Annotated in this window: 24 protein-coding genes; all 24 read right to left on the reverse strand. The window is 41.4% G+C overall.

Features of this window, described 5'->3' with window-relative positions:
• The 24 genes from fliI to rimM all read right to left on the reverse strand — a co-directional run bounded on the left by fliI (nt 1) and on the right by rimM (nt 23,907).
• Nucleotides 1-1,323: a flagellar protein export ATPase FliI gene (gene fliI / locus JOC78_RS00260; protein ID WP_204551883.1), complete on the reverse strand. Its 1,323-nt coding sequence runs from the start codon at nt 1,321-1,323 to the stop codon at nt 1-3.
• Nucleotides 1,320-2,105, reverse strand: a complete 786-nt coding sequence (gene fliH, locus JOC78_RS00265) for a flagellar assembly protein FliH (RefSeq protein WP_204551885.1) — start codon at nt 2,103-2,105, stop codon at nt 1,320-1,322. The genes fliI and fliH overlap by 4 nt, the downstream gene beginning before the upstream one ends.
• The gene (gene fliG, locus JOC78_RS00270; protein WP_204551887.1) at nt 2,098-3,111 is read right to left on the reverse strand and encodes a flagellar motor switch protein FliG; all 1,014 of its coding nucleotides are present in this window, start codon (nt 3,109-3,111) and stop codon (nt 2,098-2,100) included. Before fliG ends, fliH begins: the two co-directional genes overlap by 8 nt.
• Before the next feature lie 11 nt (nt 3,112-3,122).
• Nucleotides 3,123-4,718 (reverse strand): flagellar basal-body MS-ring/collar protein FliF, encoded by a 1,596-nt coding sequence (gene fliF, locus JOC78_RS00275; RefSeq protein WP_204551889.1) that lies wholly within the window; start codon nt 4,716-4,718, stop codon nt 3,123-3,125.
• 130 nt (nt 4,719-4,848) lie between these two features.
• The gene (gene fliE / locus JOC78_RS00280) at nt 4,849-5,157 is read right to left on the reverse strand and encodes a flagellar hook-basal body complex protein FliE (RefSeq protein WP_204551891.1); all 309 of its coding nucleotides are present in this window, start codon (nt 5,155-5,157) and stop codon (nt 4,849-4,851) included.
• 13 nt (nt 5,158-5,170) lie between these two features.
• Nucleotides 5,171-5,626 (reverse strand): flagellar basal body rod protein FlgC, encoded by a 456-nt coding sequence (gene flgC, locus JOC78_RS00285; RefSeq protein WP_204551893.1) that lies wholly within the window; start codon nt 5,624-5,626, stop codon nt 5,171-5,173.
• A gap of 1 nt (nt 5,627) precedes the next feature.
• Nucleotides 5,628-6,017: a flagellar basal body rod protein FlgB gene (gene flgB / locus JOC78_RS00290; RefSeq protein ID WP_204551895.1), complete on the reverse strand. Its 390-nt coding sequence runs from the start codon at nt 6,015-6,017 to the stop codon at nt 5,628-5,630.
• 368 nt (nt 6,018-6,385) lie between these two features.
• Nucleotides 6,386-7,165 carry a GTP-sensing pleiotropic transcriptional regulator CodY gene (gene codY, locus JOC78_RS00295; protein ID WP_204551897.1) on the reverse strand — a complete coding sequence of 260 codons (780 nt, stop codon included), beginning with the start codon at nt 7,163-7,165 and terminating at the stop codon, nt 6,386-6,388.
• A gap of 113 nt (nt 7,166-7,278) precedes the next feature.
• On the reverse strand, nt 7,279-8,691 hold the full coding sequence (hslU, locus tag JOC78_RS00300; protein WP_204551899.1) for an HslU--HslV peptidase ATPase subunit: 1,413 nt from the start codon (nt 8,689-8,691) through the stop codon (nt 7,279-7,281).
• A 13-nt stretch (nt 8,692-8,704) separates the two neighbouring features.
• Nucleotides 8,705-9,250, reverse strand: coding sequence for an ATP-dependent protease subunit HslV (gene hslV, locus JOC78_RS00305; RefSeq protein WP_204551901.1), 546 nt, complete (start codon nt 9,248-9,250; stop codon nt 8,705-8,707).
• A 14-nt stretch (nt 9,251-9,264) separates the two neighbouring features.
• Entirely contained in the window at nt 9,265-10,167 is a 903-nt protein-coding gene (gene xerC, locus JOC78_RS00310) for a tyrosine recombinase XerC (protein WP_204551902.1), read from the reverse strand.
• A 60-nt stretch (nt 10,168-10,227) separates the two neighbouring features.
• Nucleotides 10,228-11,535, reverse strand: a complete 1,308-nt coding sequence (trmFO, locus tag JOC78_RS00315) for an FADH(2)-oxidizing methylenetetrahydrofolate--tRNA-(uracil(54)-C(5))-methyltransferase TrmFO (RefSeq protein ID WP_204552887.1) — start codon at nt 11,533-11,535, stop codon at nt 10,228-10,230.
• Nucleotides 11,536-11,661: 126 nt separating this feature from the next.
• Nucleotides 11,662-13,749 (reverse strand): type I DNA topoisomerase, encoded by a 2,088-nt coding sequence (topA, locus tag JOC78_RS00320; protein ID WP_204551904.1) that lies wholly within the window; start codon nt 13,747-13,749, stop codon nt 11,662-11,664.
• A 267-nt stretch (nt 13,750-14,016) separates the two neighbouring features.
• A complete protein-coding gene (gene dprA, locus JOC78_RS00325) occupies nt 14,017-14,907 on the reverse strand; it encodes a DNA-processing protein DprA (RefSeq protein ID WP_204551906.1) in 891 nt (296 codons plus the stop codon).
• Nucleotides 14,908-15,033: 126 nt separating this feature from the next.
• Nucleotides 15,034-15,936, reverse strand: coding sequence for a succinate--CoA ligase subunit alpha (gene sucD / locus JOC78_RS00330; protein ID WP_204551908.1), 903 nt, complete (start codon nt 15,934-15,936; stop codon nt 15,034-15,036).
• A gap of 36 nt (nt 15,937-15,972) precedes the next feature.
• Nucleotides 15,973-17,136 (reverse strand): ADP-forming succinate--CoA ligase subunit beta, encoded by a 1,164-nt coding sequence (gene sucC, locus JOC78_RS00335; RefSeq protein WP_204551910.1) that lies wholly within the window; start codon nt 17,134-17,136, stop codon nt 15,973-15,975.
• A 221-nt stretch (nt 17,137-17,357) separates the two neighbouring features.
• On the reverse strand, nt 17,358-17,645 hold the full coding sequence (locus JOC78_RS00340) for an EscU/YscU/HrcU family type III secretion system export apparatus switch protein (protein WP_204551911.1): 288 nt from the start codon (nt 17,643-17,645) through the stop codon (nt 17,358-17,360).
• Entirely contained in the window at nt 17,642-19,609 is a 1,968-nt protein-coding gene (locus tag JOC78_RS00345; protein ID WP_204551913.1) for a hypothetical protein, read from the reverse strand. The genes JOC78_RS00340 and JOC78_RS00345 overlap by 4 nt, the downstream gene beginning before the upstream one ends.
• Before the next feature lie 28 nt (nt 19,610-19,637).
• Complete coding sequence (locus tag JOC78_RS00350) at nt 19,638-20,399, reverse strand: ribonuclease HII (protein ID WP_204551915.1); 762 nt, start codon at nt 20,397-20,399, stop codon at nt 19,638-19,640.
• A gap of 223 nt (nt 20,400-20,622) precedes the next feature.
• On the reverse strand, nt 20,623-21,474 hold the full coding sequence (gene ylqF, locus JOC78_RS00355; protein WP_204551917.1) for a ribosome biogenesis GTPase YlqF: 852 nt from the start codon (nt 21,472-21,474) through the stop codon (nt 20,623-20,625).
• 34 nt (nt 21,475-21,508) lie between these two features.
• The gene (lepB, locus tag JOC78_RS00360; protein ID WP_204551919.1) at nt 21,509-22,045 is read right to left on the reverse strand and encodes a signal peptidase I; all 537 of its coding nucleotides are present in this window, start codon (nt 22,043-22,045) and stop codon (nt 21,509-21,511) included.
• Between the two features lie 128 nt (nt 22,046-22,173).
• A complete protein-coding gene (gene rplS, locus JOC78_RS00365; RefSeq protein ID WP_204551921.1) occupies nt 22,174-22,521 on the reverse strand; it encodes a 50S ribosomal protein L19 in 348 nt (115 codons plus the stop codon).
• Nucleotides 22,522-22,657: 136 nt separating this feature from the next.
• Complete coding sequence (trmD, locus tag JOC78_RS00370) at nt 22,658-23,389, reverse strand: tRNA (guanosine(37)-N1)-methyltransferase TrmD (RefSeq protein ID WP_204552889.1); 732 nt, start codon at nt 23,387-23,389, stop codon at nt 22,658-22,660.
• Entirely contained in the window at nt 23,389-23,907 is a 519-nt protein-coding gene (gene rimM, locus JOC78_RS00375) for a ribosome maturation factor RimM (RefSeq protein ID WP_204551923.1), read from the reverse strand. The genes trmD and rimM overlap by 1 nt, the downstream gene beginning before the upstream one ends.
• Between the last annotated feature and the right edge of the window lie 9 nt (nt 23,908-23,916).

Genomic DNA, 23,916 nt, shown 5'->3' on the forward strand with positions numbered 1-23,916 from the left:
TTACCATTCTCCTTTTTCAGATAGCTGAATGAGAGACTGAATGCTTTCTTCAAGCGAAATTTTTTCATCCGTTTGCTGCTTTAAAAATGACAGGATCTTTGGATAATATTGAATAGCTCGATCAATTTCAGGTGACGAACCTTTTTTGTACGCACCAATATTAATTAAATCCTCTGAGTTTAAATAAGTGCTTAATAGGTTTCTTATATCTGCTGCAGAGGCTTTGTGTTCATTCGATGCCAAGTGTCCCATTAGCCGGCTGACGCTTTTGAGCACATTAATGGCCGGAAATTGGCCTTTGTTCGCTAATGCGCGGTCGAGAACTATATGGCCATCTAAAATACCTCTGACCGCATCTGCGATTGGCTCATTCATATCGTCACCATCTACTAGTACCGTATAAAATGCGGTAATGGTACCTTTATGGTTGGTTCCGGTTCGTTCTAGCAGTTTAGGCATAATGGCGAATACAGAAGGTGTGTACCCTTTCGTTGCCGGCGGCTCTCCGACAGCCAATCCAATTTCACGCTGGGCCATAGCAACGCGCGTAACTGAATCCATCATCAGCATGACATTCAAGCCCTTATCGCGAAAATACTCGGCAATCGCTGTAGCGGTAAATGCACCTTTAATTCGCATAAGAGCCGGCTGGTCTGAAGTGGCTGCGACCACAATTGTGCGCGCTCGTCCTTCCGGGCCAAGGTCTCTTTCGATAAATTCACGCACTTCACGTCCACGCTCTCCAACTAGCGCAATCACATTTAAATCAGCCTTAGTGTTTCTCGCAATCATTCCAAGCAATGTACTCTTTCCGACACCGCTTCCGGCAAAAATACCAATCCGCTGTCCTTTTCCTACCGTCAGCATGCTGTCGATGGCTCTGACGCCAACTTCCAATCTTTCATCAATCGGCGGACGACTAAGCGGGTTGGGCGGCTGCTGTTCAGTGAGTACAGTGCCGAGCGCTTTAGGCAATGAACTGCCATCCATCGGCTGTCCCATTGAATCTAGTACCTTGCCAATAAGCGGGGGGCCTACTTTAATTTCAAGCGGCTTCCCTAATGATTCGACGAGGCTCCCGGGCGCAATATCGTTGATGTTCGTGTAGGGCATTAAAATGACCATTTCATCCTTAAACCCGATCACTTCTGCCTGAATATATACATCCTTTTCCTTACCGTTCGTATAGATATAGCAGACATCCCCGATCGCACTCTCAGGCCCTTGAGATTCTATCATTAATCCGACCACTTTTTTTACTTTGCCATAGCGTTTAAACGTATCTACATGATCTATTTTTGTTAACAAGGAAGTAACCTTCAATCTTCTTCACCTTCAAGAAGTTCAAATAATTTCTTTCTCATTTGTTCAAGCTGGCTATCTATTCCAACTTCAATTCTTCCATGATTCGTTTCTATAAAACATCCATTTTCACTTAATTCTTCATTTGGATAAATATAACATAAAACATCCGCAGGGAAGATTGCTTCCAATTCATCTTTTTGAGACTGGACAAACGAGTATTTCGACGGGTGTATATGAATTTGAATTTCCTTTTGATCTCTCAAATCCTTTAATGCGCGCTGAACAACCGGCAGGAACTGGCTTTCATCTTTGTCTAACTGTTCATTTAAAATTCTTCCAGCAGATTTTAAAGCTAAATCTAAAATGGTTTTTTCAGCTTTTTTCACATTTTTTTCGAACTCTACTTTTGAACTGTCTACGGTTTGCACAGCCACAGCTATTAATTCTTGATATTCTGCATAACCAGCTTGCCGCCCCTCTTCCTGTCCCTCGGCAAACCCTTCTTGAAACGCTTGTTCTTTCAGCCTTGCTTTTTCTTCTTCCCACTCATGACGAGCGTTGGCTATTTCTGCCTGGGCAATCTGCCGGTGATCTTCTGCTTCTTGCAGGATCGCTTGCGATTTCATTTCAGCTTCGGTAATGATCCTTTCACGTTCTTCTTCCCAAGAAGAAGGAGACGGATAGGATATTGATTCCTCTTCCTCGGCAATGTCTGCAGTTGGCTGAATCATTCTGATATTGATTAATCTAGCTGTTTCATTTTGCTCATCCGCCCATTTAGACTTAATGATTCTAGACAATAATATCATCTCCTCCACCGCGGGCTATGATGATTTCTCCTGCTTCTTCCAGTCTGCGGATCGTTCCGACAATTCGGGATTGGGCTTCTTCTACATCACGCAGTCGCACAGGGCCCATATATTCCATTTCTTCTTTGAATGTGTCCACCATTCGTGAAGACATATTTCGGAATACAACCTCTTTGACTTCTTCGCTTGAGACTTTTAATGACAGCAGCAAATCCTCATTTTCACAATCACGGATGACACGCTGAATGGAACGGTTATCAAGCGTGACGATATCTTCAAACACAAACATCCGCTTCTTAATCTCTTCCGCCAATTCAGGATCTTGAATTTCAAGTGCATCCAAGATCGTTTTCTCTGTCGAACGATCGACACCGTTAAGCACTTCTACTACTGCTTCTACGCCGCCAGTTTGTGTGTAATCCTGCGTGACCGTGGCACTCAGTTTACGCTCAAGTATCGCTTCCACTTCATTTATAATTTCAGGCGATGTACTGTCCATTAAGGCAATTCTTTTAGCAATGTCTGCTTGAACCTCTTGCGGCAGCTCTGAAAGAATCTGGCCAGCCTGTTGCGGATCTAGATACGATAAGATTAACGCGATGGTTTGCGGGTGCTCATTCTGGATGAAATTTAAAATCTGTCCCGCTTCTGCCCGGCGCGCAAAATCAAATGGACGCACTTGCAAAGAGGAAGTCAGGCGGTTAATAATATTTTGCGCCTGATCCTTACCCAACGCTTTTTCTAATACGGTTTTGGCGTAACCGATTCCGCCTTGTGAAATAAAATCCTGCGCCAAGGCAATATTATGAAACTCTTCAAATACTTCTTCTTTTGCTTCGGTCTCCACTTTTTTCACACCAGATATTTCTAGTGTCAGGCGCTCAATTTCTTCCTCTGATAGATGCTTATAGACAGAGGCTGATACATCTGGGCCTAGAGAAATAAGAAGTATAGCAGCTTTTTGTTTTCCAGACAGTTTCTTTTCTTTAGCAGCCATATGTCACCCTCCTACTCCTCTGAAATCCAAGTTCTTAATAGCTTCGCAAACTCTTCTGGTTTTTCTTTTGCCATTTTTTCTAATTGCTTTCTTCGTGCTGAACCTTCTGTTTCAACCGCATTTATATCAGCAATTGCCGGTTCAGACTCAGTTTCATATAAATCTTCTTCCTCTTCTTCCTCCACTTTTGCTCGTCTAGCACGGATCATTAAAAAGATTAATAGACCAATAACAACTAAAAGAATACCGCCGATCACATATGCCCACCATGGCAATATGGACTCAGGCTTATTATCAAACTCTACTTTGCCTTTAAACGGCTGGACGGAAACAGCGACCTTCTCCTCGATTGCCTGATCAGATAAGTCTGTTTCATACCCTTTGTCAATCGAAGTTCTAACGATCGTTCCTAGCATTTGCTGAATGTCTTCGAGACGTTCTGCCGGCAGAGAATCTGGATCATCCGCTGTCGGCGGCTCCACCATTACTTGTATGCCTAAATCACGAATTTTATAGGGGCTTTCGTTAATTTTTTTTCTGATTCGATTCACTTCATTGTTGATCGTTTCTTCTGTTCTTTCGTAATCACCTGTGCCTGCCGCACCCTCCATATATGTCGAACCTTGGGCATCTGCCGGGTCCTCTCCTTGAGGAATGCCTCCTGTTGCATTCGCATCTCCCGTAAAAGTTTCAGATATACGCTGGGCGCTAATCTGAATTCCTTCCATATTTTCTTCATCAACTGGCGTAACTAGGTTTTCTTCCCTATTTTCCTGGGTAAAGTCAATATCAGCTGTAACAGATGCCACTACTTTCTCCGGGCCCATTAAAGTGCCAAGCATATTTTGCACTTGGCGCTGCAGATCCCGCTCTATTTGTTTTTTGACATCCATTTGCTGGACGATACTGTTGCCTGATAAAGAATTTTCACTGCTTTTTAAATCAAAGTACTCAAAATTTTGGTTCATGATGACGATATTATCAGTAGGAAGCTGTGGAATACTTTTCGCTACTAAATGATAAAGGGATTTAATTTGCTTTTCATCGAACTCGTATCCAGGCTCTGTATTCAAAACAACGGAGGCTGATGCCTGCTCCGCCCCTTCTTTTATAAAAATCTCTTTTTCAGGAAGGTTAATCATCACTTTCGCATCTTTAATACCCTCAATACCGGTCATTAACGTTGCAAGTTCTGTCTGCATCGCATCTAGTTTAAGAACATTGAACTCATTATCGGTCATTCCGAATCCGGCATTTTGGCTAAAGAAGCTGTAATCAATATTCCCAGATTTCGGCAGCCCCTCGGCAGCTAAATCTACTTTTAAATTATCCACCGATTCTTTCGGCACAAGGATCCCTGAACCTTCATTTGTGATTTCATAGGGAATTGCTCGTTCATCTAAATTTTCTTTAATGCTTCCGATTTCAGTGGGAGATAAATCACTGTAAAGCGGAACCATCGTCGTCTTCGTCGCAAAGAGAACCGTCGCTGTTAAGGCGATTATGATTAATAAAAAAGCAGAAACTCCCATGATTTTTTGCTTTTTGCTTCGGCTCCTCCAATATTCTTTTATTCTCATTAATTGCTGCCGCATATTTTCGTTCATTACAATCCCCCGGTCTTCGTCACTGCTTCACACACGGTCTTAGAAATAAGCAATTCTATGTCGGCTCACAGCATTCATTCCGCCTATGAGCTAACAAAATCATTTACTTCTTTGTTAGATCTCTTACCTACTACACTTGCATTCTCATAATTTCTTGATAAGCTTCTACGGCTTTATTTCTCACTTCCATCGTCAGCTGCATAGTTATGCTCGCTTTTTGACTGGCGATCAGCACTTGGTGCAAGTCGACATTTTCTCCGCGTATTAATTTATCTGTCATCTCCGCAGATTTTATGCTTGTATCGTTTAAGTTGTTGATAGAGTTTTTTAGGTGGGCAGCAAAGCTTTGCTGTGCTTCATACGGTGTAGCCAACGGCTTAGATTCTAGCGCATCGGTTTTATTATAAGGAGACAGTCCTTGAATTGGTTGAATAGCCATCTATAAACCCCCGTTACTTTCCAATTTCTAAAGCTTTCATCATCATCGACTTAGACGCATTAAAAACCGTTACATTGGCTTCATATGAGCGGGTCGCTGACATTAAATCCACCATTTCCCGAAGCGGATCGACATTTGGCATTTGGACATACCCTTCAGCGTTCGCATCTGGATGCGTGGGGTCATACACCATTTTAAAAGGAGTCAGATCATCATCTAAAATTTTTGTGACTTTTACTCCTTCACCTGCCTGAGCGTCACTTCCCATAGCTTTGTGTAAAAAGGAAGCAAATTGCCCTTGTTTAGGCTGCATGACGACGGATTTACGCTGATAAGGCTGCCATTCTCCATTGACCAGCTTGGCACGTGTTGAATCGACGTTCGCCATATTGGAAGAAATGACGTCCATTCTGAGTCTCTGTGCTGTCAAAGCGGTAGATGTTGTATTCATGCTATGAAACATCGACATATCATCTTCCTCCTTTAATTACGTCAGACAATGAAGAAAATCTTCCGGTCAGCCGGTCAGTAAGCGCATTATAATAAATTTGATTCGTCGCTAGATCGGACATCTCTTTATCCATATCTACACTGTTGCCGTTTTGGTTAAAGGAAGTATTTCTCGCTGATACGCCTGGTGCCGATCGATGCGCCTGAAACTGAAAATGGCGGTCGTCCGTTCGATGAGCGGCCAACTCATTGGCTAAAGATTGTTCAAACATTTTTTTAAAATTAACTTCTTTTGCTTTATAATTCGGCGTATCCGCATTCGCTATATTATTTGCAATGACTTTTTGCTTTAACGATGAATAATCGAGTCCTCTTTCTAAGGAAGCAATAGAACCTGAAAAGAGTTTCATCCAAATCACTCCATAAAGTTGTATAATTAGTATTTTCTCACAAATCGACCAATTAAAACATAATTGATTATATTCACATCTTTTGGACGTGAAATTATGACACCATTTATAGTTCCTTCTTTTAGTAAGATAAACTAGATAATGGATTTTGTCACGTTTCTGTTTACAATTTTAACAAAATCGTTTCATTTTCATTTTTCTTATGACTTATATTAGATATAAAGTCCTTATTAAATTTAATATCAGTACCTATGATACATTTAAACATACTGAAAAATATTGAACAAATGACAAATTACACAATTTTTTTACAAAAAAATCACCTATTGCAATGAATAGGTGATTTTTCTTGTATTTATTTGTTTCATTTAGTTAGATTTAAGTTTTTCTAATTCTAAAAGGAACTTATCATTAAGGACTTTAATATACGTACCTTTCATCCCTAAAGATCTTGATTCAATGACACCAGCACTCTCAAGCTTACGCAGTGCATTGACGATTACAGAACGAGTAATGCCTACACGGTCAGCAATCTTAGAGGCTACTAAAAGCCCTTCTTTGCCGTCCAGTTCTTCAAAGATGTGCTCAATCGCTTCAAGTTCACTATAAGACAGAGAACTAATAGCCATTTGAACGACAGCCTTGCTTCTTGCTTCCTCTTCAATTTCTTCTGTTTTCTCACGAAGAATTTCCATTCCTACGACAGTGGCGCCGTATTCGGCTAAAATTAAATCTTCATCATGGAACTTTTCTTCTAATCGAGCTAAGACAAGTGTACCTAAACGTTCTCCTGCTCCGCTGATTGGAACGATTGTTGTAAAACCGCTTTTGAACAAATCTTTATTCTCTACAGGGAACGCTGTATACTGACTGTCTACATCTAAATTGGAAGAAGTTTCCACGATATTAAATAAGCTTTTCGTATACTCTTCAGGGAACTGGCGTTCAGCAAGCATTTGTTTCATTCGCTCATTTTCGATCTGCTGGTTCACACCAAATCCAAGTAATTTTCCGCGGCGGCTAACCACGAAGATATTGGCTTCGATGACTTCTGAAAGAGATTCAGCCATTTCTTTAAAGTTTACTGATTTCCCTGCGGCATTTTGCAGCATTTTATTAATTTTACGCGTTTTTCCTAGTAAGTTCATGTTTATATCCTCCTACAATAACTGGTAGATCTAAGCCTAATCAATTAGTGTGTGTTTTAATTTTTTAAATATTCACTACTTATCATGTTACCCATTCGCCGTACGCTCAAACGTTATAGTATAAACTCGCTCAAATCCTTATCCTTTGAGATCGCTTCTAGCTTTTCATTTACATATTGAGGCGTAATCACAATTTTTTCCATAGTAATATCCGGAGCCTCAAATGACAGGTCTTCAAGCAGCTTTTCCATAATCGTATGAAGTCGTCTAGCGCCAATATTATCCGTTGTCTGATTCACATCAAACGCAATTTCTGCAATTCTACGAATAGCATCGTCAGAAAATTCAATTTCTATACCTTCTGTTTCCAATAATGCTACATATTGCTTCATTAAAGCATTATCAGGCTCTACCAAAATTCTTTCAAAGTCTTCTGCTGATAATTTTTCCAGCTCAACCCTGATTGGGAAGCGGCCTTGCAGCTCAGGAATTAAGTCAGAAGGCTTAGACATATGAAAGGCTCCAGCAGCGATAAATAAAATATGGTCAGTTTTTACCGAACCGTATTTAGTGACAACCGTCGACCCTTCTACAATTGGGAGAATGTCTCTTTGAACTCCTTCTCTTGAAACACTTGCAGAAGATGACCCAGCACCTTTAGTCGCCACTTTATCCATTTCATCAATGAATATGATACCTGTTTGTTCCGCACGCTTCACAGCCTCCTGCGTCACATCATCCATATCAATAAGCTTTTGTGCTTCTTCATTTGTTAAAAGCACTCGCGCTTCTTTAACGGAAAGCTTTCTTTTCTTTTTCTTTTTAGGCATTAACCCGCCAAGTGCATCTTGCATATTCATGCCCATCTGTTCCATGCCGGAGCCTTGAAACATATCAAACATAGATGGCGGCTGTTCCTCAACTTCAATTGTGACGATCTGATCTTCCATTTCGCCCCGCGCCAATTTATCTGCCGCGATTCTTCTTTGATCGCGAATGGATGATTCGTCTGCGGTATCATCTGTATCTTGCTGACTAGTCGGATCACTTCCGCCAAACAGCATTTCAAAGGGATTCTTCATAGGTACGGCTTTCTTTTTAGAAGGCACTAGCAACTCGACTAAACGACGATTGGCCGCCTCAAGAGCCGGCTCTTGTACCGCTTCGATTCGCTCTTCCTTCACAATGCGAATCGAAGTTTCCGCCAAGTCACGAACCATCGATTCTACATCTCGGCCCACATATCCGACTTCAGTGAATTTCGTTGCTTCCACTTTAATAAATGGCGCTCCCGAAAGCTTGGCAATTCGACGAGCAATTTCTGTTTTTCCGACCCCTGTCGGCCCGATCATTAGAATGTTTTTTGGAATGACTTCATCTCTGAGCTGATCATTCAGCAGGCTGCGGCGATATCGGTTTCTCAGTGCAACAGCCACTGCTTTCTTTGCTTCCTTTTGGCCAACAATATATTGATCAAGCCGTTCAACAATTTGTCTTGGTGTTATCTGTAACGCTTTATTATTCATACCAGATCACCCCTTAGTCCAATTCTTCCACAATAATTTGATCGTTCGTATAGACACAAATCTCGCCAGCAATTTCAAGCGCCGCTTTGGCAATTTCTTTCGCTGACAAATGTTCACCGGAATATTTCTTCAACGCTCTGCCTGCGGAAAGAGCATAATTACCGCCTGAACCGATCGCTAATATTCCGTCATCCGGTTCAATCACTTCTCCAGTACCAGAAATTAACAGCACATTTTTTGCGTCCATTACAATTAACATCGCCTCAAGTTTGCGAAGAACTTTATCGGAACGCCATTCTTTCGCAAGCTCTACAGCTGCCCGCTGCAAATTGCCATTGTATTCTTGAAGACGGTTTTCAAACAGTTCAAAGAGAGTAAAAGCATCTGCCACAGAGCCTGCAAATCCAGCAAGCACCTTTCCATTGAACAATTTTCGCACTTTCTTGGCAGTATGCTTCATAACAACAGCATTTCCAAATGTTACCTGTCCATCTCCTGACATAGCACATTGGCCTTTATGCTGAACCGCAAAAATAGTCGTTGCATGAAATTGACCCATCTAGGACTCCTCCTTTATGCACGCGGATGATGCGTCAAATACGTATTCCGCAAATGTTCTTTCGTCACATGAGTGTAGATCTGAGTTGAAGATAAATGAGCATGGCCAAGCAGTTCTTGAACCGTTCTCATATCTGCCCCATTGTTTAATAAATGGGTAGCAAAGGTATGGCGAAGCATATGAGGATGGATCTTCCCCGTCAATGTCGCTTTTTCAATGACCTTATTCAGCACGTGATGAATACCTCTTGCTGTCAGCGGCCGTCCCCTGTGATTAAGAAATAAATAAGAATGTTCTTCAGCAGACTTTAATAGCTTGCTCCTTGCTTCTGCTATGTAAGTCTCGATCGCTTCAAGAGCATAGATGCCAAACGGAACATATCGTTCTTTATTTCCTTTTCCTTTCACAAGCAAAACAGACAGCTCAAATTCAATATCCATAAGCTTAATGGATGCACACTCACTGACCCGAATCCCGGTCGCGTATAAAAGCTCAATCAATGCTTTATTCCTGACTGTCAGCGGTTCATCACCTTCACAAGCGGCGAAAAGCTCCTTCATTTCTTCTTCATAAAAAAAAGAGGGAATCTTTTTTGCTCCTTTTGGCTGCTGCACGAGAGAAAAAGGGTTTTCAGATAAATATTTCTCACGCACCAAATACCGAAAGAAACTTCTTAGGCTTGAGATCTTCCTGGCAATACTCGCTCTTGCCATCTGTCTCTCATGCAAAGCAGTTAAATATAACCGAACATCTAAATATTCTATCTCTTGAATATTTTCAAGACTTTGTTCAACAATGAACTTATAAAATTCCTCAATGTCGTATCGATATTGGTCAACGGTATATACAGAATAATTTTTTTCAATTTGAAGGTATTCTATAAAAGACTGGAAATATTTTTCGAAAAGTTTTGACATCTCAACACCTCTTCAAAGCTACTAAATACTATCACAATTCAGTAGCCTTGGCAATGAAGTTTACAAACTTTTCACAAAAGTTTGAATTGTTTCTAACGCACGGTTTGCATGCGCTTCATATCGCTCTTTCTTATTCTTAATCTTGACAGGTAAGTCTGGAAGTAAACCAAAATTCGCATTCATCGGCTGAAAATTTTTCGCATTGGTCGTTGTAATATAACGTGCCATACTACCGATTGTCGTTTCAGCTGGAGCTACCACTAACTCTTCTCCTTTTGCTTTTCTGGCTGCATTAATTCCTGCAAGCAGACCGCTTGCTGCAGATTCTACATACCCTTCGACACCTGTCATTTGACCGGCAAAGAATAAATCTTCACGAGATTTGAATTGATATGTGGGCTCTAGCATCTTCGGAGAGTTGATAAACGTATTTCGGTGCATGACACCATAACGAACAATCTCAGCGTTCTCAAGTCCCGGAATTAATTTAAGAACTTCCTTTTGAGGGCCCCATTTCAGGTGTGTCTGAAAGCCTACAATGTTATAAAGTGTGCCCGCTGCATCATCTTGCCGCAATTGAACAACTGCGTATGGACGTTTGCCAGTCTTAGGATCTTCTAATCCTACAGGTTTCATTGGTCCAAATAGCATTGTTTTCTTGCCTCGGGAAGCCATGACTTCAATTGGCATACAGCCTTCAAAAAAGATTTCTTTTTCAAACTCTTTCAACGGGACTGTCTCTGCCGAAATTAACGCTTCATAAAAACGGTCAAACTCTTCTTCTGTCATCGGACAGTTCAAGTAAGCCGCTTCCCCTTTATCGTAACGGGATTTTAAATACACTTTATTCATATCTATGCTGTCTTTTTCAATAATAGGAGCAGCAGCGTCATAAAAATATAAATATTCTTCTTCTGTCAGTTCTTTCAATTTCCCTGAAAGTAATTCACTTGTTAATGGGCCTGTTGCCATCACTGTGATTCCCTCTGGAATTTCTGTTACTTCCTCATGAAATACTGTTACATTCGGGTGATTCTTTACTCTTTCAGTTACCAATTGAGCAAATTCATGACGATCAACAGCTAATGCTCCTCCGGCAGGAACGGCACAATCGTCTGCTGCAGAAATAATAACTGAGTTTAACTGTCTCATTTCTTCTTTTAATACGCCAACAGCATTCGTTAATGTATTCGAACGCAGGGAGTTGCTGCATACAAGTTCCGCAAATTGATCTGTATGGTGAGCAGGGGTTTGCTTCACCGGTCTCATTTCATATAAATGTACTTTTATGCCTCGTTCTGCTATTTGAAAAGCCGCTTCGCTTCCTGCGAGTCCGGCTCCAATGACGTTTACTATTTGTTCCATTATTTCAAGAACCTCCTACACTGTATAAGTGGTACGTACATGATATCCTTAAAGCATTGTACAACAGTCATTCCTATAAAAAAAGCTAAAAGTTTTAAAAAGTATAAAAAAGCGAGCTAATGCCCGCTTTTAAGCTTGTGTTTCTTCTTTATAATCACACGCTGTGCATTGAATTTGCACACCTTTTTTCAATTTTTTCTCTACTAGCAGCTTTTCACATTTTGGACATTTTCGTTCAATCGGTTTATCCCAAGAAAGGAATTCACATTCTGGGTACCGATCACAGCCGTAAAAAATGCGCCGCTTTTTACTTTTTCTTTCTATTATATTCCCTTCATGACAGGTCGGGCATTTTACCCCAATTTCTTTTACGATCGCTTTTGTGTTGCGGCAGTCAGGAAAATTGCTGCAAGCCATGAACTTGCCATATCGGCCCATCTTGAATACCATTGGAAAACCGCATTTTTCACAATCTTCTCCAGCTGGTTCATCTTTAATTTCTATCTGTTCCATTTCTTCTTCAGCTTTAACTAAATGGCCTTCGAATCCTTTATAAAACTCATCTATGACTTTCACCCATTGAACTTGGCCTTCTTCTACATTATCAAGATCTTTTTCCATTTTAGCTGTAAACTCGACATCAATAATGTCTGCGAAGAATTCCACCATTACTTCGTGTACAATTCCACCAAGCTCAGTTGGAACAAATCGTTTATTGTCGAGAGCGACATAGCCTCTTTTTTGGATCGTATCCAATGTAGGAGCGAAGGTTGACGGCCGGCCTATTCCAAGTTCTTCAAGTGTCTTTACAAGTCTTGCTTCCGTATATCTTGGCGGAGGCTGAGTAAAGTGCTGCTTCGGATCGATGACTTCAGATGTTACTTTGTCGCCTTTTTCAAGTGTAGGCAGCTGATTTTCTTTTTCTTCCTTGGCGTCATCAGAACCTTCTACATACACTTTCATAAAGCCTGGGAATTTCACTTTTGATCCTGTTGCCCGGAACACCACGTCACCATTTGCGATATCCGCGCTGACTGTATCCATAATCGCAGCTGACATTTGACTTGCAAGGAAGCGTTCCCAAATCAATTTATACAGTCTCAATTGATCTCTCGACAGGAACTCTTTCAAACTGCTTGGTTCCTTCAAAATACTTGTTGGACGAATCGCTTCATGGGCGTCCTGTGCATTGGACTGTTTTTTGTCTTTCTTTTCTTTTTTCTCTTCTGTGTTTTTGACGTATTCTTTCCCATGCTGAGCGATCACATATTCCTGTGTTTCCTTTTGGGCCACATCAGAAATTCTCGTTGAATCTGTACGCATATAGGTGATTAAACCGACTGTGCCTTCTTTTCCAAGATCGATCCCCTCATATAGCTGCTGGGCAATCATCATGGTCTTTTTTGCACGGAAGTTTAATTTCCTTGCTGCTTCTTGCTGCAAGGAAGAAGTGGTGAAAGGAAGAGCCGGATTACGTTTGCGCTCTTTTTTGGTGACATTCGCCAATTCGAATTCATTGCCCTTAATGGCAGCTAGTACTTCCTTCACTTCTGCTTCCGATTTTAGAGGCAGTTTCTTGCCGCCTCTACCGTAGAAGGATCCTTGAAAGGTTTGCTTATCTTTTGTAAAGTCCGCTTCAATGGTCCAATACTCTTCTGGTTTAAAATCTTGAATTTCTTTTTCCCTATCAATGATCAGCCTCAGTGCAACAGATTGTACCCGGCCCGCACTCAAGCCTTTTTTTACTTTTTTCCAAAGCAGCGGGCTGATGTTGTAGCCTACAAGTCTATCGAGTATTCGGCGCGCTTGCTGTGCATCCACTAGATCCATATTAATCGGGCGCGGATGTTTAAAAGATTCTTTAATCGCATCTTTTGTTATTTCATTGAATACAACCCGGCAATCCGAGCCAATATCTAAGTCCAAGCTGTGAGCTAAATGCCAGGCAATTGCTTCCCCTTCTCTGTCGGGGTCAGCTGCGAGATAGATTTTTTTAGCCTTTTTAGCCGCTGTTTTCAATTCTTTCATTACAGGTCCTTTACCCCGGATTGTAATATATTTAGGTTCATACTTATTTTCTATATCGACACCCATTTGGCTTTTAGGTAGATCCCGTACATGTCCCATTGATGCCTTTACTTTATATTTTTTCCCCAAGTAACGTTCAATCGTTTTTGCTTTTGCAGGGGATTCCACTATTACAAGAAAATCTGACATACATTAACCTCCCCTAGAGGTAAAATAAATAGTTATAGGATTCATTATCATTCTTTTCAATCGACATTGTCAATTCATTATGATTATTTTTCCATCTATTTGTTTTTTTCTCTGACTTTTAGTAAAAATTCCAGTTATTTTTAAAAGGATGATTCTGTTGCAAAATTTATAACAGTTTTAACATAAATGCAACCTTTTTTCAAAAAAACTTACTTTTTAGAGGAGGGTTTATTTGAAAATTTCACCTGTTTCTTCATTATATTACATTTATATTTGCCTTAATTCACTTAGAATATCTTCACTCGTTCTCACTATTTTTGCTCCTTCACTTATCAAAGTATTGGTGCCTTTCGATAAAGGGTCGTCGATAGGGCCAGGAACAGCGAAAACGTCCCTGCCCTGATCAAGCGCACAATAAGCTGTAATAAGAGAACCGCTTCTTTCATCGGCTTGAACGACGACTGTCCCTAACGATAAGCCGCTAATCAGCCTGTTTCTAGCGGGGAACTGCCATCTCGCTGGACGAACAGTTGGCGGGTATTCTGAAAGAAGCAAATGGTTTTTAATGATCTCCTTTACAAGAGGAATGTTTTCCTTAGGGTAGATATGAGAGAAGCCTCCAGCAATGACCGCAATGGTTTTTCCTCCTAAACGGATGGTTTCTGAATGAGCAATTGTATCTATACCTTTCGCTAATCCACTGACAATTACACAGTCGTTTTTAACTAGATCTGGCATAATTGTTTGCAAGGACGTGCGACCATAATCATCTGCTTTTCGCGCGCCTACTATGGCAAGTTTTCGGTTATTCTCGAGTAATTTTAGGTCACCCATTGCATAAAGACCCCATGGCGGCTGTGGCAATGTGAGAAGAAGTTCAGGGTAAATAGGGTGGTCAATAGGAATAAATGAGATGCGGTTATTTTCCAGACTTTTGAGCATCGAATGAATATCTATTTGAAATAGCTGATGGAGAACTTTCGTTGCATTAGAGGAAGAAATGGAGAGAGTGTTTGATAGATAAGCAGGGGAATAACTATATAAGTTTTTCAGATCAGCTTCCTTTTTTAAAAGATAATAAATGGACTTCCAGCCAATGCCGTCGCAAAGCTGCAAATGGATTATTTTTTGGGCTAGTGAATCTTCACTTATGGTCATTTAAAGCCTCCTTATTATAGAACGAACAGCCCCTTAACAATCGTCAAGAGGCTGTTGTTCTTTAGAATATTCGTAAAACGAAAGTGAACTGTCTAATTATCAAAGGATTTAGTAACCCTTTGATAATTAGTGAGTTTTACACTCTTCGTAAATACCTTTTTCTTTGATTGCTTCGATTAACGTTTCTCCCATAACAGATGGAGTATCAGCAACTTTAATTCCGCATTCATTCATGACACGGATTTTTTCGTCTGCTGTACCTTTACCGCCAGAGATGATCGCCCCAGCATGTCCCATACGCTTCCCTGGAGGTGCTGTGCGTCCGCCGATAAATCCAACGACAGGTTTTGTCATGTTTTCTTTTACCCACATAGCTGCTTCTTCTTCAGCCGTACCGCCGATTTCACCGATCATGATCACAGCTTTTGTTTCAGGATCTTCGTTAAATGCTTTTAATACATCGATAAAGTCCGTGCCGTTCACAGGGTCGCCACCGATACCAACAGCTGTTGATTGGCCAATGCCAGCTTGAGATAACTGATGTACTGCTTCGTAAGTTAGAGTTCCAGAACGTGAAACAACACCTACATGGCCTTTTGTATGAATGTAACCAGGCATGATCCCGATTTTACACTCGTCAGGCGTGATTACTCCAGGACAGTTTGGTCCCACTAAGCGAGTTTTCTTGCCTTCCATGTAACGCTTTACTTTTACCATATCAAGGACTGGAATATGCTCAGTGATACAGATCGCGATATCTAATTCAGCATCTACAGCTTCTGCAATTGCATCAGCAGCAAACGCAGCCGGTACATAGATAACTGAAGCGTTAGCGCCTGTCGCTTTCACTGCTTCTTCCACTGTATTAAATACAGGAACTCCTTCTACTTCTGTGCCGCCTTTTCCTGGTGTTACTCCAGCAACGATTTTCGTGCCGTATTCAAGCATTTGCTTTGTATGGAAAAGGGCAGTTGCACCTGTGATCCCTTGAACGATTACTTTCGTGTCTTTATTAATAAATACACTCATGCCTATACCTGCCTTTCTATTGTCAACTATTCGAATTTATTTACCAACAAGCTCAACAATTTTTTGCGCACCGTCAGCCATTGACTCAGCCGCAACAATGTTTAAGCCGGATTCATTTAAAATTTTCTTTCCTAAGTCAACATTCGTTCCTTCTAGACGCACCACTAATGGCACAGAAAGTCCCAATTGCTTAGCCGCTTCAACTACGCCTGTCGCAATGATGTCACATTTCATAATTCCGCCGAAAATGTTAACGAAGATCCCTTTCACTTTTTCGTCAGAAAGAATGATTTTAAACGCTTCTGTTACTTTCTCTGCAGTAGCTCCGCCGCCTACATCAAGGAAGTTGGCTGGGTCACCGCTGTAATGTTTAATGATATCCATCGTTGCCATCGCAAGACCTGCACCATTAACCATACAGCCGATATTTCCATCAAGTGAAATATAGCTTAAGTCATATTTAGATGCTTCGATTTCTTTTGCATCTTCTTCTTCAAGATCACGGTATTCCATGATATCGCTATGGCGGTATAATGCGTTTGAATCAAAGTTCAATTTCGCATCTAAAGCCATAACATTGCCGTCGCCTGTTACAACAAGAGGGTTAATTTCAGCGATTGATGCATCTTTTTCAACGAATGCTGTGTAAAGACCCATCATGAATTTAACTGCTTTGTTCACTAATTTCGCAGGAATGTTGATATTGAACGCTACACGGCGCGCTTGATAAGGCATTAAACCGGTTACAGGATCAATATACTCTTTAAAGATTTTTTCAGGAGTCGCTTCCGCCACTTCTTCAATTTCCGTTCCGCCTTCTTCAGATGCCATTAACACAACTTTAGAAGTGGCACGGTCAAGCACTAGGCCGATGTAATATTCTTTTTGAATATCGCAGCCTTCTTCAATCAGTAAGCGCTTTACTTCTTTGCCTTGAGGGCCCGTTTGATGCGTGATTAGCGTCTTACCTAAAATTTCTTCTGCATATGTACGCACTTCATCCAAATTCTTTGCTACTTTAACACCGCCAGCTTTACCGCGGCCTCCAGCATGAATTTGAGCTTTTACAACACACACTTGTGTGCCTAGTTCTTTTGCTGCTTCAACAGCTTCTTCAACAGAAAATGCCACTTTGCCATTTGGCACGGCTACCCCGTAACTTCTGAGGATTTCTTTACCTTGATACTCATGGATATTCATATTCCATCCTCCTATCAATCTCAAACAAAAATAGACTGCGTTATCATTGTATAAAAACTCTGAAATTCTGTCTAGGTATTGCACCTAATAAATTTCCTGCATTTAACACGACTGGCTGCCTACTTCATTCTTCTTCCTTGCCAAGTATATCAAATGAAAGTTATAAATGCACCGTATGAACAAAAAAGATCTCAGAAATTTTCAATTTCATTGAATACATCTTACCTTCGATCAGCCTTTTGATCCAGCCGATAAATAAAAGCAAATATTTCTGCTACCGCCTGGTACAATTCTTCAGGAATCGCTTCATTTATTTCCAGTTGTCCTAATATTTCAACCAGACTGGAATCCTGCTGTATCGGAATTTGATATTCTTCTGCTTTGGCGATAATATTATCGGCAATTTTTCCTCTTCCTTTGGCAACAAGCTTAGGTGCCCCGCTGCCATCAGGGTTATAAGACAAAGCTGCCGCTTGCCTTCTTTTCTCGCTGTCGTTTTCTCTTCTCATATCCGCAGGTCCACTCCTGTATATGGCAGTTCGCTCATCATTTGGACGATAGGTCTCTCATATTCTTTTTCAGGTGCCTTAAACTGAATAGCAGACAGGTGATAGCCTATTTTTTCTAAGCCGGCCTTGACATTTGGGATCATCGGTTCCGCTAATAATTTAATATTCGGCGTATCATTATACACTTGTACGTTCACCATTCGGTTTTGCACCTGCATATCAACAACAGTTTCGTTCATATATTCCAGCTGCAGATAAAACAGGACCCTGCAAAAATCGGCATCAAGTTTTCCGTCTTCTTTTTTCTTGCCTGACCATTGAAGAGTCAAGTCTGTCTGAAAGCCAAACAGCTGCATAGGCACTTGCATAACTAACTGCTGTAATTGACCCGTATCAGCAGACAATAGCTGTTGCGCGTTCATTCTGCCGATCAGTTGTTCAGCTGATTCGCGCACGGTCATCGGAACAGCGGTTTCATTCATAAGCCTCAGCAAATGAGGTTTTAAAGTGGATTCTATCTCATTGATCTGATTCAACCTGCTTGATAGCCTATTTTCCAAATCGGTTCCTAAAAGCTGAAAGTTTTGTTTAATTAATGTCAGTGCTTCTTTATTTTGCAAATCACTTCTAAGCTGACCTTCTGCGGTTAGCAGCAGCTGGTGGAAGACCGCGTCTTTTCGGGGTAAAGCTTGCAATGGCCGCGATTCAATTCTAGCTGTTTCGTTTTTGACCATTTGGATTAATTGATCGGCATCTTTATTAAACAGCTGGCCGAATTGGCGCAGAGCTTGCCCGCTGTCATTTTGGCTGAGGCTGAACTTGACTGCAGCATGAAGAATCGAAACGATATTTTGCTGGGTAGCTCCCGTTTTGCTTACAACAGTCATCAGCTGCTTGATCTCTTCTGCTGCCTTTGGCTCAATCTGATCATTCGAACCTTTAGCGAGCTGTTGCAGTGCCTGTTGCAGCTGGTGAATATTCTGCTTATTTACCGGGTCTTTCAGCCATTGCACCGCCGCTTCTTTAAACAGTGCAATTGGTTCACGAACAGTAGCATTGGGAAGGACAACCACACTCTCTGATTTCAGTGCTTGCGATGGTTGTTTAGCTGTTTCTTGAAACCCTTCAGCCATTCCTTTACTAATCGGTGCATTTTTCGGTTCTACTGCCCATTGTTTAACGATCTGCTGCAATGCTTCTTCTGGCTGCCTTGCAGCAGACGGCAGAATACCAAAGCTTTTTAAAATATCCAATGCAGGTGATTTAGCAGCTGGAGCCGTCTCCTTGCTCATGAGTGTTTCATATATGGAAGTGAACAATTTTAGTACAGCACTCTTTTCAAGCGGCGACTGCAAGGCAGTTAACAGCTTCAGCGTTTCTTGAACCGCTGGCGGCTGTTCTGGCAGCCCCTTCAAGAGGGTGTTTAATTCCTCGAGCTGCTGACTGATAGAGACGGGCGAACGCGCAGCTAGAAGAGACTGAAATACATCTTTGGTAAAAGGCAGTGAGCGGTCAATCATGGCTTTAATTACTTGAAGCCCTTCATCTGCTTGTCCGGCTTTTACCCATTCAGATGCTTTAGTGATCAGCTCTTTTGTTAAAAAAGTATGATCTTTCATCAGCATTCCGGCTAGCTGTTTGTTTTCTTCTGTCAGCGGAAGCGACATCTTGAGCAAAATGGTTTCAATTAACTTTCCTGCATCGGCTTGAGTACCTGCTGGAGGGGAAATGACTTTTAAATGCAGCTTCCCTTCTGTTGAAGCGACCTGGAACCAGTATCTTTCTCCTGCTTGAAGGGGCACTTCTGATTGAGCGATTACTGTTTGGCCTCCCACATTAATTTCAGCCATTCCTTGCGGCAGGATCTTGCCCACTTTTCCGTTAAATACTTGCCCATCCTTCATGACTAGTGGCTGAGCTGCTTTCGATGCCGGCATATGAATAGACGTATGCTGAATATTCACTATGTCCCCTCCTCTATGAGATTACGTTCTAGCACATATCTTTAACTGGCGCAAAGCTTTTTCGATGAATCGTACAAGGCCCATATTGATCTAGACCTTCTAAATGATCCTTCGTGCCGTACCCCATATTTTTTTCAAAACGGTACTCCGGATAAACCTCGGCATAGTCTGCCATGAGCCGGTCTCTTGTTACCTTTGCGATAATAGAGGCTGCGGCGATCGAAACACTCTTTGCATCTCCTTTAATAATGGATGTCTGCGGAGTGGGCAGGTCTAATTTCATGGCATCAATAAGCAAATGTTCAGGAGCCTGCTTTAGATTGCCTATCGCTTGGATCATCGCTTGTTTCGTTGCCTCATAAATATTAATTCGATCTATTTCATCAGGTTCAATGATTCCAATTCCCACATCAGCCTGTCCTGTGATCATTTCATAAAACAGGTTCCGCTTTGCTTCACTTACCTTTTTCGAATCGGTTAAACCCGGCAGATAAAAGTCAAGCGGCAAGATAACGGCTGCGGCGATAACTGGTCCTGCAAGCGGTCCTCTGCCTACTTCGTCTATACCGGCTATTAAGGAAATACCTTTTGATTTTAATTCATTTTCTGTTAGAGACATGGTTTGGTAAAGTTCTCTTTCCTGCTCCTGCTTCTCTTTCGCTCTGTACCAGCTTTTAATGAGCTGCTGGACTCCTTTTCGGTGATCTTCTTTCCACTGCATAAACAAAGGATCATGCTCCGATTCTATATCTTTCATTCTATCTTTAATTTCTGAAATTGAATGTGTCATATCGTTTCCTTTCATTGCCTTAAGGTTAAATGCTCTTTCGTTTATTGCTTGCTGAAACTTCTATTATAAAATAAATCTCGATGACAAACGAATGTTTTCTTCTAATGTAAGGATTGCGATTCCCAATTTTTCCGCCAGGGTTTTATAGTAATATCGGCTTGTTTCTTTCATATTCAAGATTTTTGCCATAAGAAAAGACTGCCCAATAGGACAGCCTCGTTGCTTATGCTTTTTCCGGAATATCAAATGTCAGTTTGCCGAATTTTTCACCGCGGATGTCTCTAATGATGACTTCCGTTGTTTTATCATAATCAACTTCTGATCCGCTTGATAAGCAGCCGCGCAGCTTGCCGATATGATTAAAGAGTTCTACCACTTCTTCCGGCACTTCGCTAAAGCCGTATCTATCTTTTAGACGCTCAGGGTAATGTGCTTCAAGAAATTTCAAAGCAAAAATAGCCACGTCCTGCAAGTTCAGAATTTTGTCTTTAATCGCGCCGGTTAACGCCAGCTTGTACCCTGTTTCTTCATCTTCAAATTTCGGCCACAGGATTCCTGGGGTATCTAACAACTCCATTTCCTTGCCTACTTTAATCCACTGTTGCGCTTTCGTCACGCCAGGCATATTGCCGGTTTTAGCAATATTTTTCTTAGCGAGGCGATTGATCAGTGTCGACTTTCCGACATTCGGAATTCCAACGATCATTGCCCGGATCGCACGAGGTTTAATTCCTCTAGATTTCATGCGGTCGAATTTCTCTTTAAGAATTTCTTTAGCCGCTTTATTGATCGCTTGTAAACCGCTGCCTGCTTGCGAATTAATTGCCAGGGCAGCAATTCCCTGTCCTTTAAAATAAGCTAGCCATTTGTTCGTTAATTCCGGGTCTGCCATATCCGCTTTATTTAACAAAACAAGTCTTGGCTTTTGCTGAATTATTTCATCGATCATTGGATTACGTGATGATAAAGGCAGTCTTGCATCCACTAATTCAAAAATAATATCTATTAGCTTTAGTTTTTCCGTTACTTCGCGGCGCGCTTTTGCCATATGGCCGGGAAACCATTGTATTACCATGATTGCGCCCTCCATTCTTCAATATGCTATCTATTTAGTTCACGATTCTTATTTTATCAAACGGCCAATAGACAATGCTTGTATCCCCTACAACCTCGTCCATTTTAATCGTCCCTATATGCCGGCCATCTTTACTGAACAGACGATTATCTCCAAGTACAAAAATTTCGCCCTCAGGAACTGTCTTTTGACCTGTGATTTCTTCAAGCGTAAAGTCTGACGTCAACGGGCCATCTTGCTGGCTCTTGTATTCATCTAAGTATGGTTCCTCATAATATTTCCCATTCACATACAATTTATCATTTTTATACTCCACTGTATCACCTGGGAGGCCAATGACTCTTTTTATGTAGTCTTTATTTTCAGGAGCATGAAAAACCACTATGTCAAAGCGTTCAGGATCCCCTATTTTATTTACAACCATACGGTCACCATTTTGCAAAGTCGGCATCATCGAGAGTCCGTCGACTACAATTGGCGCGAATATAAAGTAGCGGATGACTGCAGCTAGTCCTACAGCAATTAATAATGCCTTTGTCCATTCCCAAAATTCACTTTTACCATTTGACACGTTTGACACCACCTATTTTTTTATGTATCCATCATATCATGAGAGCCAACATCGAGAGAAGCAAAGGGAACGTTTATTTTCAATTTAAAAAAGGAGCTTGTTTCCAAGCTCCTTTTTCCATACTAATATTAGTATCTGATTTCTTTAATACGAGCAGCTTTACCACGTAGGTTACGCAGGTAGTAAAGTTTCGCACGACGAACTTTACCGCGGCGAACTACATCAAGTTGAGCGATCTTTGGAGTGTGAAGCGGGAATGTACGCTCAACGCCTACACCGTAAGAAATCTTACGTACTGTAAATGTTTCGCTGATTCCGCCTCCACGACGTTTAATCACTACACCTTCAAACAACTGAATACGCTCACGAGTACCCTCGACAACTTTCACGTGTACGCGAACAGTGTCTCCTGGACGGAAAGCTGGTAGATCTGAACGAAGTTGTTCTTGAGTAAGTTCTTGAATAAGTTTATGCATGGTTTTCCTCTCCTTCTAACAGATGCTCATTAAAGCTTGTTGGCTCCAGCGGAACACCGTTTTAATGGGCTTAAGGACGTTTCCTTAAGCCACGACTAAAATCTTATCATAATCACTAAACCAAATCAAGCGTTTTTCACTTCTCCCACTCTTTTAGCCACTTTCTCTGTTGTGCCGTTAAAGAATAGGTTTCAAGAAGGTCAGGACGCCTCTCCCATGTTCTTTTTAAAGATTGCTTGTCTCGCCATTCATCGATCAATTTATGGTTTCCGGAAGTTAACACCTCTGGCACCTTCATTCCTCGAAAATCAGCCGGACGAGTATATTGAGGGTGTTCTAAAAGTCCAGAGGAAAAGGAATCGAGCACCGGAGAATCTTCATTTCCAAGTACATCTGGCAGGAGGCGCACCACACTGTCTACGACCACCATTGCCCCTAGTTCTCCTCCGGTCAGTACATAATCCCCGATAGAAATTTCATCTGTGACAATATGTTCTCGAATTCTTTCATCATAACCTTCATAATGTCCGCAAATAAAGATCAGGTGCTCTTCCTTTGCCAGCTCTTCTGCTTTCTGCTGGGTATACCTTTCACCTTGAGGGCACATGAGAATGACGCGCTGCGCTTTGCTTTTAGCTGTCTCTTTTACATGCTCGACTGCATCAAAGATCGGCTGCGGCTTTAATACCATTCCGGCTCCACCGCCGTATGGATAATCATCCACCGTGTGATGCTTCCCCTCAGCAAATTCGCGGAAATTCACGACATCATAGTCTACTTTGCCTTTTTCTTTGGCTTTTTTTAAAATGGATGTGTGCAGCACACCTTCAAACATTTCCGGAAACAATGATAAAATATCAATCTTCATCATGAAAGCAAGCCTTCCATCGGTTCAATAAAGATCACTTTATTGGCTATATCCACTTTTTTTACGACATCTTCAATGTATGGGATATAATGTTCTTTCCCCGCTTTTCCCTTTACAACCCAAACGTCATTGGCGCCTGGAGTTAAAATCTCTTTGACTGTTCCAATCTCTTCTTCCTCTAACGTTTTTACAGAACAGCCGATGATTTCATGAAAAAAGTATTCGTTTTCTTCCAGCTGCCCGAGCTGGCTCTCGCGAATTTTAAGAATTCCGCCTTTCAGCGCCTCTGCTTTGTTGATATTTTCATAATCCTTCAATGTCAGCAAATCAAACGATTTATGCTGGCGATGCTTCTCAATAGTTACTGGTGTGCCTTCCTGGTCCCCAGGCATAAACACATATAAGGTATTGCCCCGCTTATATCTTTTTTCGGGAAAATCCGTCTTTGATAACACTCTTAATTCTCCTTGGAGTCCATGAGTATTGACGATTTTTCCGACATTAAACCATTTTTCCATTCCATTCAC

It is taken from the genome of Bacillus ectoiniformans, assembly GCF_016908875.1.
Lineage (GTDB): Bacteria > Bacillota > Bacilli > Bacillales > Domibacillaceae > Bacillus_BX > Bacillus_BX ectoiniformans.

Bases quoted from the DNA above. Each gene is read 5' to 3' on its own strand.
- dprA (WP_204551906.1), bottom strand. From the start codon at position 14,907: ATGACCATAAGTGAAGATTCACTAGCCCAAAAAATAATCCATTTGCAG.
- JOC78_RS00340 (WP_204551911.1), bottom strand. From the start codon at position 17,645: ATGAGAAGAGAAAACGACAGCGAGAAAAGAAGGCAAGCGGCAGCTTTG.
- xerC (WP_204551902.1), bottom strand. From the start codon at position 10,167: ATGTCAAAACTTTTCGAAAAATATTTCCAGTCTTTTATAGAATACCTT.
- hslU (WP_204551899.1), bottom strand. From the start codon at position 8,691: ATGAATAATAAAGCGTTACAGATAACACCAAGACAAATTGTTGAACGG.
- rimM (WP_204551923.1), bottom strand. From the start codon at position 23,907: ATGGAAAAATGGTTTAATGTCGGAAAAATCGTCAATACTCATGGACTC.
- fliF (WP_204551889.1), bottom strand. From the start codon at position 4,718: ATGAACGAAAATATGCGGCAGCAATTAATGAGAATAAAAGAATATTGG.
- sucD (WP_204551908.1), bottom strand. From the start codon at position 15,936: ATGAGTGTATTTATTAATAAAGACACGAAAGTAATCGTTCAAGGGATC.
- JOC78_RS00350 (WP_204551915.1), bottom strand. From the start codon at position 20,399: ATGACACATTCAATTTCAGAAATTAAAGATAGAATGAAAGATATAGAA.
- flgB (WP_204551895.1), bottom strand. From the start codon at position 6,017: ATGAAACTCTTTTCAGGTTCTATTGCTTCCTTAGAAAGAGGACTCGAT.
- rplS (WP_204551921.1), bottom strand. From the start codon at position 22,521: ATGCATAAACTTATTCAAGAACTTACTCAAGAACAACTTCGTTCAGAT.
- fliE (WP_204551891.1), bottom strand. From the start codon at position 5,157: ATGGCTATTCAACCAATTCAAGGACTGTCTCCTTATAATAAAACCGAT.
- sucC (WP_204551910.1), bottom strand. From the start codon at position 17,136: ATGAATATCCATGAGTATCAAGGTAAAGAAATCCTCAGAAGTTACGGG.
- fliG (WP_204551887.1), bottom strand. From the start codon at position 3,111: ATGGCTGCTAAAGAAAAGAAACTGTCTGGAAAACAAAAAGCTGCTATA.
- hslV (WP_204551901.1), bottom strand. From the start codon at position 9,250: ATGGGTCAATTTCATGCAACGACTATTTTTGCGGTTCAGCATAAAGGC.
- topA (WP_204551904.1), bottom strand. From the start codon at position 13,749: ATGTCAGATTTTCTTGTAATAGTGGAATCCCCTGCAAAAGCAAAAACG.
- flgC (WP_204551893.1), bottom strand. From the start codon at position 5,626: ATGTCGATGTTTCATAGCATGAATACAACATCTACCGCTTTGACAGCA.
- ylqF (WP_204551917.1), bottom strand. From the start codon at position 21,474: ATGGTAATACAATGGTTTCCCGGCCATATGGCAAAAGCGCGCCGCGAA.
- trmD (WP_204552889.1), bottom strand. From the start codon at position 23,389: ATGAAGATTGATATTTTATCATTGTTTCCGGAAATGTTTGAAGGTGTG.
- codY (WP_204551897.1), bottom strand. From the start codon at position 7,165: ATGAACTTACTAGGAAAAACGCGTAAAATTAATAAAATGCTGCAAAAT.